The sequence below is a fragment of the Amycolatopsis sp. NPDC114505 genome (assembly GCF_055633615.1).
In genome coordinates, this window is the sequence record NZ_JBVKDV010000005.1 from 588,582 (window position 1) to 601,019 (window position 12,438).

The 12,438-nt window shown below is 71.3% G+C and carries 13 protein-coding genes; 4 read left to right on the forward strand and 9 right to left on the reverse strand.

Annotated features, from left to right (window positions below; all coding sequences use genetic code 11):
* Nucleotides 1-76: 76 nt before the first annotated feature.
* The gene (locus tag ACZ7OU_RS45675; protein WP_470260046.1) at nucleotides 77-790 is read right to left on the reverse strand and encodes an RDD family protein; all 714 of its coding nucleotides are present in this window, start codon (nucleotides 788-790) and stop codon (nucleotides 77-79) included.
* A gap of 176 nt (nucleotides 791-966) precedes the next feature.
* On the opposite strand from ACZ7OU_RS45675, the gene rlmN reads away from it, so the two are divergent.
* Nucleotides 967-2,073 carry a dual-specificity RNA methyltransferase RlmN gene (gene rlmN, locus ACZ7OU_RS45680; protein ID WP_470244915.1) on the forward strand — a complete coding sequence of 369 codons (1,107 nt, stop codon included), beginning with the start codon at nucleotides 967-969 and terminating at the stop codon, nucleotides 2,071-2,073.
* A gap of 32 nt (nucleotides 2,074-2,105) precedes the next feature.
* Entirely contained in the window at nucleotides 2,106-2,372 is a 267-nt protein-coding gene (locus ACZ7OU_RS45685) for a hypothetical protein (RefSeq protein WP_470244914.1), read from the forward strand.
* On the opposite strand, the gene ACZ7OU_RS45690 is transcribed toward ACZ7OU_RS45685, so the two are convergent.
* Nucleotides 2,362-4,131, reverse strand: a complete 1,770-nt coding sequence (locus ACZ7OU_RS45690; protein ID WP_470260047.1) for a pentapeptide repeat-containing protein — start codon at nucleotides 4,129-4,131, stop codon at nucleotides 2,362-2,364. The genes ACZ7OU_RS45685 and ACZ7OU_RS45690 overlap by 11 nt on opposite strands.
* Before the next feature lie 55 nt (nucleotides 4,132-4,186).
* Between ACZ7OU_RS45690 and ACZ7OU_RS45695 the strand changes: the two genes are divergently transcribed.
* The gene (locus tag ACZ7OU_RS45695) at nucleotides 4,187-5,053 is read left to right on the forward strand and encodes a helix-turn-helix domain-containing protein (protein ID WP_470260048.1); all 867 of its coding nucleotides are present in this window, start codon (nucleotides 4,187-4,189) and stop codon (nucleotides 5,051-5,053) included.
* Between the two features lie 9 nt (nucleotides 5,054-5,062).
* Here ACZ7OU_RS45695 and ACZ7OU_RS45700 read toward each other — a convergent pair whose 3' ends face one another.
* Nucleotides 5,063-5,569: a MarR family winged helix-turn-helix transcriptional regulator gene (locus ACZ7OU_RS45700; RefSeq protein WP_470260049.1), complete on the reverse strand. Its 507-nt coding sequence runs from the start codon at nucleotides 5,567-5,569 to the stop codon at nucleotides 5,063-5,065.
* Nucleotides 5,570-5,697: 128 nt separating this feature from the next.
* On the opposite strand from ACZ7OU_RS45700, the gene ACZ7OU_RS45705 reads away from it, so the two are divergent.
* On the forward strand, nucleotides 5,698-6,636 hold the full coding sequence (locus tag ACZ7OU_RS45705) for an NADP-dependent oxidoreductase (RefSeq protein ID WP_470260050.1): 939 nt from the start codon (nucleotides 5,698-5,700) through the stop codon (nucleotides 6,634-6,636).
* A gap of 5 nt (nucleotides 6,637-6,641) precedes the next feature.
* Here ACZ7OU_RS45705 and ACZ7OU_RS45710 read toward each other — a convergent pair whose 3' ends face one another.
* The 6 genes from ACZ7OU_RS45710 to ACZ7OU_RS45735 all read right to left on the reverse strand — a co-directional run bounded on the left by ACZ7OU_RS45710 (nucleotide 6,642) and on the right by ACZ7OU_RS45735 (nucleotide 12,300).
* A complete protein-coding gene (locus ACZ7OU_RS45710) occupies nucleotides 6,642-7,523 on the reverse strand; it encodes an intradiol ring-cleavage dioxygenase (protein WP_470260051.1) in 882 nt (293 codons plus the stop codon).
* A 123-nt stretch (nucleotides 7,524-7,646) separates the two neighbouring features.
* Nucleotides 7,647-8,444, reverse strand: coding sequence for a dimethylarginine dimethylaminohydrolase family protein (locus tag ACZ7OU_RS45715; protein WP_470260052.1), 798 nt, complete (start codon nucleotides 8,442-8,444; stop codon nucleotides 7,647-7,649).
* A 91-nt stretch (nucleotides 8,445-8,535) separates the two neighbouring features.
* A complete protein-coding gene (locus ACZ7OU_RS45720; protein WP_470244907.1) occupies nucleotides 8,536-8,682 on the reverse strand; it encodes a hypothetical protein in 147 nt (48 codons plus the stop codon).
* Nucleotides 8,683-8,772: 90 nt separating this feature from the next.
* A complete protein-coding gene (locus tag ACZ7OU_RS45725; RefSeq protein WP_470244906.1) occupies nucleotides 8,773-9,345 on the reverse strand; it encodes a hypothetical protein in 573 nt (190 codons plus the stop codon).
* A gap of 208 nt (nucleotides 9,346-9,553) precedes the next feature.
* Nucleotides 9,554-10,879 carry a helix-turn-helix domain-containing protein gene (locus ACZ7OU_RS45730; protein ID WP_470244905.1) on the reverse strand — a complete coding sequence of 442 codons (1,326 nt, stop codon included), beginning with the start codon at nucleotides 10,877-10,879 and terminating at the stop codon, nucleotides 9,554-9,556.
* Nucleotides 10,880-11,082: 203 nt separating this feature from the next.
* Nucleotides 11,083-12,300: an MFS transporter gene (locus tag ACZ7OU_RS45735; protein ID WP_470244904.1), complete on the reverse strand. Its 1,218-nt coding sequence runs from the start codon at nucleotides 12,298-12,300 to the stop codon at nucleotides 11,083-11,085.
* Between the last annotated feature and the right edge of the window lie 138 nt (nucleotides 12,301-12,438).

Sequence of the window (12,438 nt, forward strand, 5' to 3'; positions counted from 1 at the left end):
CACCTCTTTCGTCCACCCTGGGACTCACAACCGCCCCGGCTGGTTTCACCGGGCGATCGACAATCTAGCCAGGGCGTCAGGACGCGGTGTCGTCCGCCCGCGACCGCAGCCGCCGGCCGAGGGTGCCCACGTCGCGCAGCTGAGCCGCGGCTTGCGAGTTCTGCACCCGCCGGAGCTGCTCCACCCAGGTGACCGGCACGACGACCGACCCGGCGTGCCGGTCGTGCCAGCAGGTCCGGCCTTCGGGGGTGGTCCGCAGGGCGAGGCAGTCGGCGACCGAGCCCGCCAGCAGCAGGACGCCGGGAACCGCCCACAGGAGACTGAGGTCGAGCAGCCCGAGCAGCAGCAGGACCCAGGCCATCCCCGGGAGGACGACCGCGACGGCCGTGCGCCGGGCGGCCGCGCCGAGGGCGAGCCGGCCGCCGCCGGTCCCGGCCACGGTCAGCGAGAACGCCATCTTCCCGGGGGTGCGGCCGAACCAGTGCACGAAGACGACCTCGTACGCCGCGACGACGAGGACCTGCAGCGTCAAGGTGCAGCCGGCGATGAGCACGATGGTGCTCCAGTACCCGGACAGCGCCGCGAGGGCGACGTCGTCGAGGTCGCCCCACTTGCCGAACACGGCGTCGAGGGCGCCGTCCCGGGTCAGCAGCGCGGCCCGCTCGCCGGCGCCGGACTGGATCAGGTGGCCGGCCGGGAGCCACAGGGGCGAGCCGATGAGCCAGGGCACGAGCCAGTCGATCCAGCGGGCGCCCCACCGGCGCCAGGTCGTCGGGCGCTGTCCGGTCACGATCGTTTCCCTTCGCCGCGGTGCGCGTTCAAGCCGGGGAGTCGCGTGCCGCCGCGGCCTTGCTGCACGCCCCGCGCGTTTGTCCGGGAACTGTCCAGTCCCCCGGGTGACCTGGCGTACACCCGGCCGGGGCGGCCCGGGCGGCGGCTCGGGGCGCGTGGGACACTGGTTCGGTTATGACTGCCCTCCCGCTCGTTTTCGACGCTCCCAAGCGCGGCCTGCCGCCGCGCCACCTCGCCGACCTCACGGTGGCCGAACGCGCCGCCGCCGTCGCCGAGCTGGGGGAGAAGCCGTTCCGCGCGAAGCAGCTGTCGAACCACTACTTCTCGCGCCTGACGGTCGACCCGGCGGAGATGACGGACATCCCGGCGGCGTCCCGCTCCAAGCTGGTCGCCGACCTGATGCCGACGCTGCTGACCGAGGTCCGCGCGCTGCAGGCCGACAACGGAGCGACCCGCAAGACGCTGTGGCGCGCGCACGACGGCACGCTCCTGGAGAGCGTCCTGATGCGCTACCCGGACCGTGCGACGCTGTGCATCTCGAGCCAGGCCGGCTGCGGCATGGCATGCCCGTTCTGCGCGACGGGCCAGGGCGGGCTCGATCGGAACTTGTCGACGGCGGAGATCGTGGACCAGGTCCGTTCGGCGGCGGCGGTCATGCGCGACGGCACGATGCCCGGCGGTCCCGGGCGGCTGTCCAACATCGTCTTCATGGGCATGGGCGAGCCCCTGGCGAACTACAAGCGCGTGGTGGCCGCGGTGCGGCGGATCACCGATCCCGCGCCGGGTGGGCTGGGCATCGGGCAGCGTTCGGTGACGGTGTCCACTGTGGGTCTGGCGCCGGCGATCCGGAAGCTGGCGGACGAGAAGATGCAGGTGCGGCTGGCGGTTTCGCTGCACACGCCGGACGACGAGCTGCGGGACACGCTGGTGCCGGTGAACGAGCGGTGGTCGGTGGATGAGGTTCTGTCCGCGGCTCGGTACTACGCCGACACTTCCGGGCGTCGGGTGTCCATTGAGTACGCTTTGATCCGGGACATCAACGATCAGCCGTGGCGGGCTGAGCTGCTAGCTCGCCGGCTGCGGAAGCACCTGGGTCAGCTGGTGCACGTGAACGTGATTCCGTTGAACCCGACGCCGGGTTCGAAGTGGGACGCGTCGCCGAAGCCGGTGGAGCGGGAGTTCGTGCGGCTGGTGAACGCGGGCGGAGTAGCGTGCACGGTGCGTGACACGCGCGGCCAGGAGATCGCCGCGGCTTGCGGGCAGCTCGCCGCCGAGGGTTGAGTTTTCTTTTCAGTTATGGAGATTCTGTCGTGATGTATGCCCCCAGCCTGCTGGACCCGGCTGCTGAATCGTTGAAGCTGTCGGACTTCGTCGGTGCGACGGACGTCGCGCGCGAGGCGCGGACGCTGCTGGGTGAGCGGTTCAGCTCGGTGACGTTCATGTACGTGCTGATGCGGGCGTTCGAGGTCGAGTACTCGGCGGCGTGCGACGCTTCGCGCTGGCACGAGTTCCACGGTGGGCCGCGTGCGTTGTCGGATGCGGATCTGGAGTCGTTGCTCGCTCCGTGGCTCACTCGCTGACCGGCTCCGACCACGCGAGCTGAACCAGCTCCTGGCCCGCGCGCCGGACCGACGTCACGCGGCCCGGCAGCAAGGCCGACGGCCAGACTCCGAAGATCAGCGGCCCCTCGCGGAAGTCGCCGTCGCCGACGACGCCCGGGACCTGGATGGCCGCCAACGTGGTCAGCACCCCGTGCTTGAGCGCGTCCGCCGCTCCTTCCGTGCGGCGAGCGATCACCACGTGCAAGCCGACGTCCTTCGCCTGGGGGATGAACTCGCGCAGCGGCTCGAGCGGGTCGGCGTCGCCGGGGGTGACGAGCTCCGCGTCGTCCACGACCACGTACAGGTCGGGACCCGACCACCAGCTGCGGTTCTTCAGCTGCTCCTGCGTCACGTCAGGTCCGGGAAGCCGTCGCCGCAGTGATTCCCGGACGTCTTCGAGCATGGCGCCGAGCTGGGCGTTCGACACCGCGTACGCCAGCAGGTGCTCCGCCGCCACATAACCGAGCGAGGTGCGGCGGTAGTCGACCAGGATGATGGCCGCCTCCGCCGGGGTGTACTGCTCGGTGATGCCACGGAGGATGGTGCGCAGCAGGGTCGTCTTGCCCGACTCTGGGCCCATGAACGCCATGAAGTGCGGTTCGGCGGCCGGCTGCCAGACGGCCGGTGTTCCGTCGAGGCGTATCCCGAGCGGTAGGGAGCCGGCGTCGGAAGCCGGCACCTCGGTGCGGGGCACGCGGGTCGGCAGCGCGGTCAGCTGCCGCGTCAGCTCGTGTGGCAGTTCTTCGAATGACACCGGGGCCGCGTCGCCGAGGGTGAAGGCCGCCGACGCGAAGTCGGAGCGGGTCAGGAACTCCGCGTCGGCGAACTCCGGGCCGCGGGCGAATCGCGCCGACCTGAACACCGCGTCGCCGCGGAAGCTCGCTGCCGTGAAATCCGCGGGGCCGTCGAACGCGGTGCCGGTGAAGTCCGCGACCGCGGTGAACTTCGCCGAGGAGAAACCGGCCGCGCCGGTGAACGTCGCGCCGTTGAAGCGTGCCGTGCCCACGAACGTCGCCGAGGAGAAGCCGGCCGACCGCACCCGGCAGCCGCTCAGGTCGAAGCCGAGCAGGCTCGCGCCGGCGAGGTCGACGTCGATGTCCGGCCAGAAACGGTCGTCCGGTGCGTCCGTGCGCAGATGCGCCGCCAAGACCCCGCCGACGGCCTGCCGGACGCGCCCCTGCTGCCCGATGCCGCCTTCGACGACGTCGGCGGCCGCGTCGGTGAACATGCGCAGGTAGGCGCAGAGCACGTTGACGATCGTCTGCCGCTGACCCGGGCTGCTCTGGCCGAGCCGCTCCAACGCGTAGAGCCCGCCGAGCTGCACGGCCAGCCGGTCCGATCCCAGCTGGTCGACGGACTTGCTGTACAGCTCGGTGAGCCGGCGTTCCGCCGCGTCCAGCCGGGTGTCGTCGGCCATCCGCTCCTGGAGCGCTTGGTCGAGGTCCTTCTGCTTCAGGCTGATTTCGGCGGTCCGCTGACGGCGGGCGGTGAGCAGCAGGGCCGCCGCCCCGCCCGTCCCGACCACGATGGTGCCCGCGGTCTTGATCGCTTCGAGCTGGTTGCGCTCCTGCGCGTCGCCGTGACCGAACGCCGCCAGCAACCACACCGCGACCGCGATGCCCAGCACCACGATCACCGCGGAGGCGAACCAGATCATCCGGATCGACAAGACCCGGTACGGGACCTTCCCCGGCTCGGCGTGGCGGGTGTCGTCGTCACTCGTGCTGCCGTTCTCCACGTCGATCACCGTAGGGCAGATCGGCCGCGCGTGATCGCTGATGCACACTCGCACCATGGCTTTGCGTGAACTCGGGGCGGCGGTGCGGTGGTTGCGTGAGAACACCGAGCCCGCCTCGGTGGGGCTGGCGGGCGAGGGCCGGCGGCGGGTTCGCGGGTTGCGGCGCGAAGAGCTCGCCGAGCTGGCCGGGGTTTCCGCCGACTACGTGCGGCGGCTGGAACAGGGACGCAGTCACCCGTCGGCCGCGGTCGTGAGCGCCATCGCTCGTGCCTTGCGGGCTGGGCGGGCTGACTACGAACGGCTCTGCGCGCTGGCCGGGTACGCCGCCGCGGATGGGCAGGTGCCGCGCGCGGCCGGGGCGGCCGCCACCAGGCTGCTGGAGCGGTTTGGCGACACTCCCGTCTTCCTGGCCGACGCGGCGTGGAACGTGGTCGCCGTCAACGGTGCGTGGCTCGCGCTGGAATGCGGTGCGCCCGCCGTCCACGCCCGGGACTGGAACGTCGCGTGGCGGACCTTCCGCAACGCGCTCGGCGGCATCAGCCGGACCGATGAGCGCGCGGCCGGTTTCCAGGCCATGCTCGTCGGCCGGTTGCACCGCACGTCCGTGCGCTATCCCGGTGATGCCTCGCTCGCCGAGCTCGTCGATGAGCTGCGGACCACCAGCCGGCCCTTCGACACCTTGTGGCGCACGCCGAAAACTGTTGCCTCCTATGAGAACCGGGCCGTCTTCCGGCATCCGGGGGTCGGCGAGATCACGCTCGACGGCACCTTGCTCGACGTCCCGGGGGACGACCTGATGGCCGTGGTCCTCACCGCCGCGCCGGGCTCGGCCGATGCCGCGCGGCTCGGGGAGATCGTCGGCGAGCCGTCCGTTGTCAGGGTGGGCCAAGACGGCCCAGGCGGACTCGCCGTGCGGCCGTGATCATGGGTCTCATGTGGACGAAGCTCCGCCCTTGCGGCGGCGTGGCGCGGCCGAGCGGGGCGGTGCCGAGCGCATGTGGTCGCGCACCGGGGCCAGCAGGCCGGCGAGGGTTTCGACGTCGGCAGGCGCGAGCGGCTCGAACAGCAGGCCGGCGACGACCTCGATGTGCCCCGGCAGCACCTTCGCGAGCAGCGCGCGGCCGGCCTCGGTGATGGTGACCGTGACGCTCCGCTCGTCGTCCGGCGACGGGGTGCGGACGACCAGGCCCGCCTTCTCGAGCAGGCTCGCCTGGTAGGTCAGGCCGCTGCGGCTGTAGACGACGCCGTCGGCCAGGTCGGTCATGCGGTGGCTGCCCGTCGGCGAGTCGCCGAGCCGGGCCAGGAGCTGGAACTGCACGTAGCTCAGGTCGCCGGCCTCGCGCAGCTGCTGCTCGACCGCGTGCCGGAGCAGGCTGGTCACCTCGACGAGGTCGAAGTAGGCGCCGAGCTGCACGGGGTCGAGCGACGGTTCAGGCATGCCGTCAGTCTACTGCTTCGAATTGGAAGTACCCGTGACCAGCATCACTTGCTTCGAATTTGAAGCAGATGTACTGTCGCCTTCAGCTGCTTCGAACTCGAAGCAGTCGACCGGCAAGGAGAACTCCGATGAAGGCAGTGCGTTTCCACGAATACGGCGAGCCCGGTGTCCTGCGCTACGAGGACGTCGAGCAGCCCGTCCCCGGCGACGGCGAGGTCCGGATCCGCGTCGCCGCGACGTCGTTCAACTCCGTCGACGGCAACATCCGCGGCGGCTTCATGCAGGGCCCCATCCCGGTGGTGCTGCCGCACACCCCCGGCCTCGACGTCGCCGGCACGGTCGACGCGCTGGGCGAGGGCGTCGACGGCATCGAGGTCGGTGCCGACGTCCTCGGCTTCCTGCCGATGGACGGCGACGGCGCCGCCGCGGAGTACGTCATCGCCCCGGCCGGGATCCTGGCGCCGGCGCCGAAGAGTGTCCCGCTGCCCGACGCCGCCGCGTTGCCGGTGGTGGGCCTCACGGCTTGGCAGGCGCTCTTCGACCACGGCAAGCTCCAGGCCGGGCAGCGCGTGCTGGTCAACGGCGCCGGGGGAGCGGTCGGCGGTTACGCCGTGCAGCTGGCCAAGCGGGCCGGGGCCCACGTCATCGCCACCGCCAGCCCGCGCAGCGGCGACGCGGTCAAGGCGGCCGGCGCCGACGAGGTCGTCGACCACACCACCACCGGCGTGACCGCGGCGGTGACCGAGCCGGTCGACGTCGTGCTCAACCTCGCGCCGGTCGACCCGGCCGAGCTGGCGGCGCTGGTCACCCTGGTCCGCCCGGGCGGAGTCGTGGTGAACACGACGGTGTGGATGCCCGCGCCGTCCGACGAAGAGCGTGGCGTGCGCGGCGTCGACCTCTTCGTCCGCAGCGACGCCGGCCAGCTGGCGCAGCTGGTCGAACTGGTCGACCGGGGCGAACTGCGCGTCGACGTCGGGCAGCGGGTGTCGCTGGCCGAGCTCCCGGAGATCCACGCCCAGGCCGCCGCGGGCACGCTGACCGGGAAAGTCGTGGTCCTCGCGTCCTGACGACTTCAGCGGGACGGTGGCTGCCCGCCACCCGACGGCTTGGTCGTCGTGTCCACGCCCACCTTGAGCGTCACCTGGTAGCCGCTGGTGACGTCTCCGGTCACCGTGGCGAGCTGCAACGCGCCGCTGTCGTCACCGAACACGTTGTCCTTGCTCAGGCTCACCTTCGCGAGGTTCGCCACCGACTGCTCGTAGCCGGACTGGGCGTAGGCCGCTTCGCACACGTTCTGCGGCAGGGCGACCTGCGAGGTGGCGATCGCGTTGGTGGCGTCGGTGATGCCGGCCTGGTCGGGGTACACCTCGAAGTGGATGTGCGGCCAGCGGCCGTCGTAACAAGCGGGGAAGACGCTCGTGTAGCGGACCCGGCCGTCGGCGTCGGCGACCTGGACGCCGCGCAGGTAGTTCTCGTTCTCGATCCCGTCCGAATAAAGGGAATACCGGCCGGCGCGGTCGCAGTGCCAGACGTAGACGGCCACGCCGGCGAACGGTGAGCCGCCCTTGGCCAGGTCGGCCACCACCAGCTCCAAGGTCATGGGCACGCCTTCGGCGGTCGCGCTGCCGGTGCCGAAGCTCGACCGGATGTCCCCGCGCACGACGCCGCTCTGCTCCAGCACGTCCGGCCCGTTGGAGCCGTCGCCCGGGTACGGTCCCGCGGTCTCGTCGGGGATCTCGCCCGACGCGGTCGAAGCCGACGTGGTCGTGCTACTCGACGAAGTACTGGTGCCGCACGCGGTCAGCACGGCACCGGCCGCGCCGAGGCCGAGGAACCTCAGCGCGCGGCGGCGGTTGAGCAGCGTGGCGACGTCGAAGCCGAGACCTTGGTCCACGACCTCGTCCCGCGGCCGGGGCAGGGGGCGGCCTTCGTAGGCCGGAGCAGGGTTTTCCATGCCTTCGACCTTCCCGGGAGAAGGTAGGGGACCGATGTGCGAGAGCTGTGAAGCGGCTTTGGAAACGAACATTACGGACGAACGCGGTGCCTGGCGAGGGGACGCCCCGCCAGGCGCCGCGCGTCAGGCGGGGTTGTCCAGGGTCAACGCCGTGCAGCGGATGCCGCCGCCGCCCTTGCGGAGCTCCGTCGTGTCCAGCTCCGTCACCGTCAGGCCCAGCGACCTCAGGTCCGCCGCGAGCCGCGGGGCTCCCGCGGTCATCGTCACCGTGCGGCCGTCGCTGATCAGGTTCAGCGCGAACGCCGCCGCCTCGGCCGGGGCCACCTCGATCAGCTCCACTCCCAGGCCCCTCAACGTCCGCAGGCTGGGCGCGTCCAACGCGGCTGGGTTGTACGCCAGGACCGAAGGGGCGATCACGGCCACCGCCAGGTCCAGGTCGTACCACTGGGGACTCGTCGTCCGCAGCGGCACGATCTCGTAGTCCAGGTGCCGCGCCAGAGTCCTGAACGCGCGGATGTCCGTGCGCTGCCCGTGGGCGGCCAGCAGCAACGGCCCGCACGCCAAGGCGTCGCCCTGGCCGCTGAACGCGTACGGCGTCGAAGCCACCTCGAACTCGTGGGACTCCAGCCAGGCCCGGTGGTGCGGGGTTTCGTCCGCCCGCTCGGGCGGGAGCGTCGCCAGCACGGCGCGGTTTCCCTGGACCACCGCCGCGTTGGCGGTGTAGGTCATGTCGGGGCAGGACGGGTCCGCGTCGACGAACTCGATCTTGCGGCCCGCCGCCAGGTGCGCTTCCACGATGTTCTCGTGTTCCACGATGGCGGCTTCGACGTCGGGCTGGACACCGACGTGCATGTACGGGTTGATTTCGTAGTCGATGCGGAAATACCGGGCGGAGCACATCAAAAGCCGTTGGTGCGTCATGGGTTCACTCGATTCGTCGGTCGGGCGGGTGGTCCGGGCTGGCGGGAACCCAGCCCGGGAGGCGCACGGCCGGCGATCCGGGTGAGCCGCCTCAGCCCAGGCCGCGCAAGCGGAACAGCTCGATCGTCATGAGGTAGTCCGGCTGCGACCGGGCCGCGTCGATGCGCTGCGCGACCGTCGTGGCCGACGGGGCCGGCCGCAGGGCCGCGTTCACCGCGCGCACCAGTTTGGTGATCATTTCTTCTCCTCTTCTTCGCGGAACTCCGGGGAAACTCAGGGTGCCCGGGCACGGGGTCGCGGGTCTGGCCAGATCCGGACAGCTTCGCGGTCATCGCGTCGCGTTCAGGAAGCCGATGACGACGGCGCCCCACCAGCACAGCTGCGAAACCGCCGTGGTGAGCCCGCCCCGGACGAGCAGGCGGACGGGGACCGGGTCGTCGAAGAAGGCCATGCGGTGTCCCAGCACCGTCGCGTGCACGCCGTTGACGGCGAGCACGCCGACCAGGCAGAGCTTCACGACCGTGGCCGCGGAACCGAGGTCGGGGGAGAGCAGCGCGCCGCTCGCCACGAGACCCGTCAGCCCGCCCCAGACCAGCAGGTGCAGCCGGGAAGCGCTCCGGACGGCCTCGGCGAACGGCACGCGCCCGAGTGCCCACAGCGCGAAGAAGTAGTCCGCGACCAGGACCGCGCCGAAGCCCACCACGAGGGAGGAGAGGTGGGCGAACAGCGCGATGTCGTGCCACGCCGCGCTCGGCCGCAGCCGCGTCGACAGCCAGATCGCGCCGGCGAGCAGCATGATCGAGGCAGACATGGCGTAATAGGCCGCGTAGCGTCGGTGGACACCGAGCCCCGACGGACGCGGGGTGGGCGGGATCCGTACCGGGATGCCGTTGTCGAGCATGACCTGTCCTTCCGGGAAATCCGTGGGGGGAACGGGTTCCGCCGGAACGACCGGTACGTCCGACCTGCCTGCGTCAGCGGGAATCCGTGCTGTGCTGATTACAGGCCATCGCGGACTTGGCTGGGAGCGTTGTCCGCAAAGGACAATCAATCCCGTACTGCCGAGGAGAAGACAGGGACGGCGGCGTCGTTGCCGGGCCGTCCCGGCGCTAGGCGGACACCGGCCCCGCGAGGGCGGAGAGGTCGTGTCCGCCGGGCCCCACGGTGCTCAGCACGAAGGCGCGCACGAGCGGGGGCACCGTGTGCCCGTCGAGGTACGGGTCGGCGTGCGTGAGCAGGCCGGCGTCGGCGATCTCCTCGACGAGCTCGTCGAGCGTCGCGGACACCGCGTCGAACCCGCTGGGCGGGGTGCGGGCCAGCTGCTCCAGCAACTCCCGCGCGGGCGGGCTGAGCGTGCGGTAGGCCGACGTCAGGGAGTCGCGCAGGGAAAGGTCCCCGACGCACAGCCAGTCCACGGTGGTGCCGTTCAGGCGCCATTCCTCGACGACTCCCCGCAGGGTCAGCCGCGGTCGCGAGGCGATCTTGCGCAGCGCCAGGTCGAGCGCGAGCGGCAGGTCGCCGCACAGCTCGGCGAGGCGGTCGCAGTCGGGACCCGCCGAGACGGCGACGTGCGGCAGCGCCGCGGTGATCATCGCGATCGAGTCGCCGCGCGGCAGCGGGGTCAGCTGCAGCCGGTGGACGTCGCGCAGGCCCAGCAGCCGTTTGCGGCTGACCAGCAGCGTCGTGCTCGTGGTGGTTTCGGCGAGCAGCGGGCGCACCTGCTGCTCGTCCTGGACGTTGTCGAGCACGACGACGATCCGGCGTTCGGCCAGCAGCGTCCGGTACAGCCCGGCCCGGTGGTCGAACGTGCCCGACAGCTGGTCGTCGTCGACGCCGAGCGCGCGCAGGAAGCCGTCGAGGACGTCGGCGGTCGCCGGTGCCGGCGGGACCCCGCCGCCGTGGCGCAGGCCGCCGAGGTCGGCGTAGAGCTGCCCGTCCGTCTGCTCCGCCGCGATCGAATGCGCGTAGTGCAGCGCCAGGTCGCTCTTCCCGACGCCGGCCGGGCCGCTGATCACCAGCGGGGTGTCGCAGGGGGACCGCAGCCACGCCAGCTCGGCCGTGCGGCCGGTGAACCCCCGGGGTCGTTGGGGTAGCTGGGCCGGGTGCGGCGGGCCACCGCGCCGCTGGAACAGCGTCGGTCTTCTCTTGCGCCCCCCGAACGGAGGCTGCGTATAGCCGCTCGTCGCGGCGTGCCAGTGCCGGCGCCACGCCTCGTCGTCACCGCCGCACGCGGCGACGAACGCGAGCGTCACCTGCAGCGACGGCATCCGGTTGCCGCTCGCCGCGCTGGAGAGCACCGACGACGAGAACATCGCCGACCGGGCCATTTCCCGGTAGGTCGGGTTGCCGGCCCGGGCCCGCAGTTCGCGCAATTGCCGAGCGAACTGGGTCGCGATGCCACCGGACGTGTTGACGGGCTTTTCTGGTCTGCCCATGTGAATCCCCTTCCCCTCACTCACTCAGCGTCGCTCTTCGCGGCCGGTGTCTCTTCCGCTGTCTGGCGGTCTTGTTAGCCCGTTCGTGCATTGCTTTGACGCTTTGTAGATCATTGTTGTTGCTCGTTTACGTCTTTTCGGTTAATTGCGACAGCGCTCGACGGCCGCCCGCGCGCAGCGGACGGCCGTCGGGGTCGGGGGCCTCAGGGGGTGGCGGGGCGGCGGCCCGTCATGCCGAGCAGGGCGCACAGCGCCGACACCAGGCCGAGCGCGCCGCACAGCCACCAGACGCCGTTGCCCAGCGCGACCCACGCGGCGACGCCGAACAGCGGGCCGAGCGCCATGCCCAGGCCGAAGGTCGCCTGGTGGGCGCTGATGTAGCGCGCCTTGACGGCGGCGGGGAACGTCGAGGGGTAGGCGAACATCGTCGGCCCGTTGATCATGATCCCGAAGACGAACACGACCGTGCACGCGACGAGCGCGACCGCCGAGCCGCCGCTGATCCCGAAGCCGGCGACCCCCAGGCCCATCAGCACGGTCCCGGCCGTGGCGGCGACGTGGCCCGGCCAGCGCGTGACGTAGGAGGTGATCTTCAGCTCACAGAGGATGAGCACGGCCGACGCGGTCACGAGGACGACGCTGTAGAGCCCGGCGGAATGGCCCTCGGCGGTGATCTTCAGCGGCAGCGAAACCGTGTACTGGACGTAGATGATCGACCCGATCAGCACCGAGGCCAGGAAGAACCAGAACCGCCCGTCACGCAGCAGCGTCCCGTACGCGGCCCGGGTCCCGCTCTCGGCGGGCGCCTGCGCATCACGGTCGACCCGCAGGTCGGGCAGCAGCCGGACCGCCAGCACGGCGTAGAGCAGCGCGGTCGCCGCGTCGAACCACAGCAGGAGGTTCCAGTCGAGCAGGATCAGCCCCGCCGCGATCAGCGGGCTGAGCGCCGCGCCGAGGTTGAGGGCGATCCGCATCATCGAGAAGCCCATGACGCGGTCGCCGTCGGGCATCAGTTCGCTGAGCAGGACGGCGGCCGCGGGCCGGTAGCTCTGGGTCGCGAGGCCCGCGAGCAGCATCGCGGCCAGCAGCGGGGCGAGCATCCCGGGTCGGCCGAAGAACGGGACGAGGGCGAGGATCGCGGCCGAACCGGACATCGCCGCGGTGATGGTGGCGCGCGGGCCGATGCGGTGGACCAGCTCGCCGCCGGCGAGTCCGCCGAGGACCGAGCCGATGCTGTAGGCGGCGATGACGATGCCGGCCTGTCCCGCGGAGAAGCCGCGGAAGACCAGGTACAGCAGCATGAACGTCTGGACGAACGCGCCGAGCTGGTTGACCAGCACACCGCCCAGCAGGTAGCGGACGGGTGTGGGCGTCCGGCGCAGGACGGCCAGTACGCCGGCGGGTTTTTCGGTGGTGGTCACGGCCGAGCCTCCAGTGGCATGCGTTGGGGGGTGCCGCACCTCATCGGGTGCGGCTTCCTCATTGCAGCTGCCCGGCCGGTTGACCGGCAGAGTTGTTTCCGCCGGAAAATCAATTCGACCGTGACGTGGACTACTCGG

Coding starts and splice junctions, on each gene's coding strand:
- ACZ7OU_RS45685 (WP_470244914.1), top strand. CDS start 2,106: ATGTATGCCCCCAGCCTGCTGGACCCGGCTGCTGAATCGTTGAAGCTG.
- ACZ7OU_RS45705 (WP_470260050.1), top strand. CDS start 5,698: ATGAAGGCAGTGCGTTTCCACGAATACGGCGAGCCCGGTGTCCTGCGC.
- rlmN (WP_470244915.1), top strand. CDS start 967: ATGACTGCCCTCCCGCTCGTTTTCGACGCTCCCAAGCGCGGCCTGCCG.
- ACZ7OU_RS45730 (WP_470244905.1), bottom strand. CDS start 10,879: ATGGGCAGACCAGAAAAGCCCGTCAACACGTCCGGTGGCATCGCGACC.
- ACZ7OU_RS45720 (WP_470244907.1), bottom strand. CDS start 8,682: ATGATCACCAAACTGGTGCGCGCGGTGAACGCGGCCCTGCGGCCGGCC.
- ACZ7OU_RS45715 (WP_470260052.1), bottom strand. CDS start 8,444: ATGACGCACCAACGGCTTTTGATGTGCTCCGCCCGGTATTTCCGCATC.
- ACZ7OU_RS45695 (WP_470260048.1), top strand. CDS start 4,187: ATGGCTTTGCGTGAACTCGGGGCGGCGGTGCGGTGGTTGCGTGAGAAC.
- ACZ7OU_RS45700 (WP_470260049.1), bottom strand. CDS start 5,569: ATGCCTGAACCGTCGCTCGACCCCGTGCAGCTCGGCGCCTACTTCGAC.
- ACZ7OU_RS45725 (WP_470244906.1), bottom strand. CDS start 9,345: ATGCTCGACAACGGCATCCCGGTACGGATCCCGCCCACCCCGCGTCCG.
- ACZ7OU_RS45710 (WP_470260051.1), bottom strand. CDS start 7,523: ATGGAAAACCCTGCTCCGGCCTACGAAGGCCGCCCCCTGCCCCGGCCG.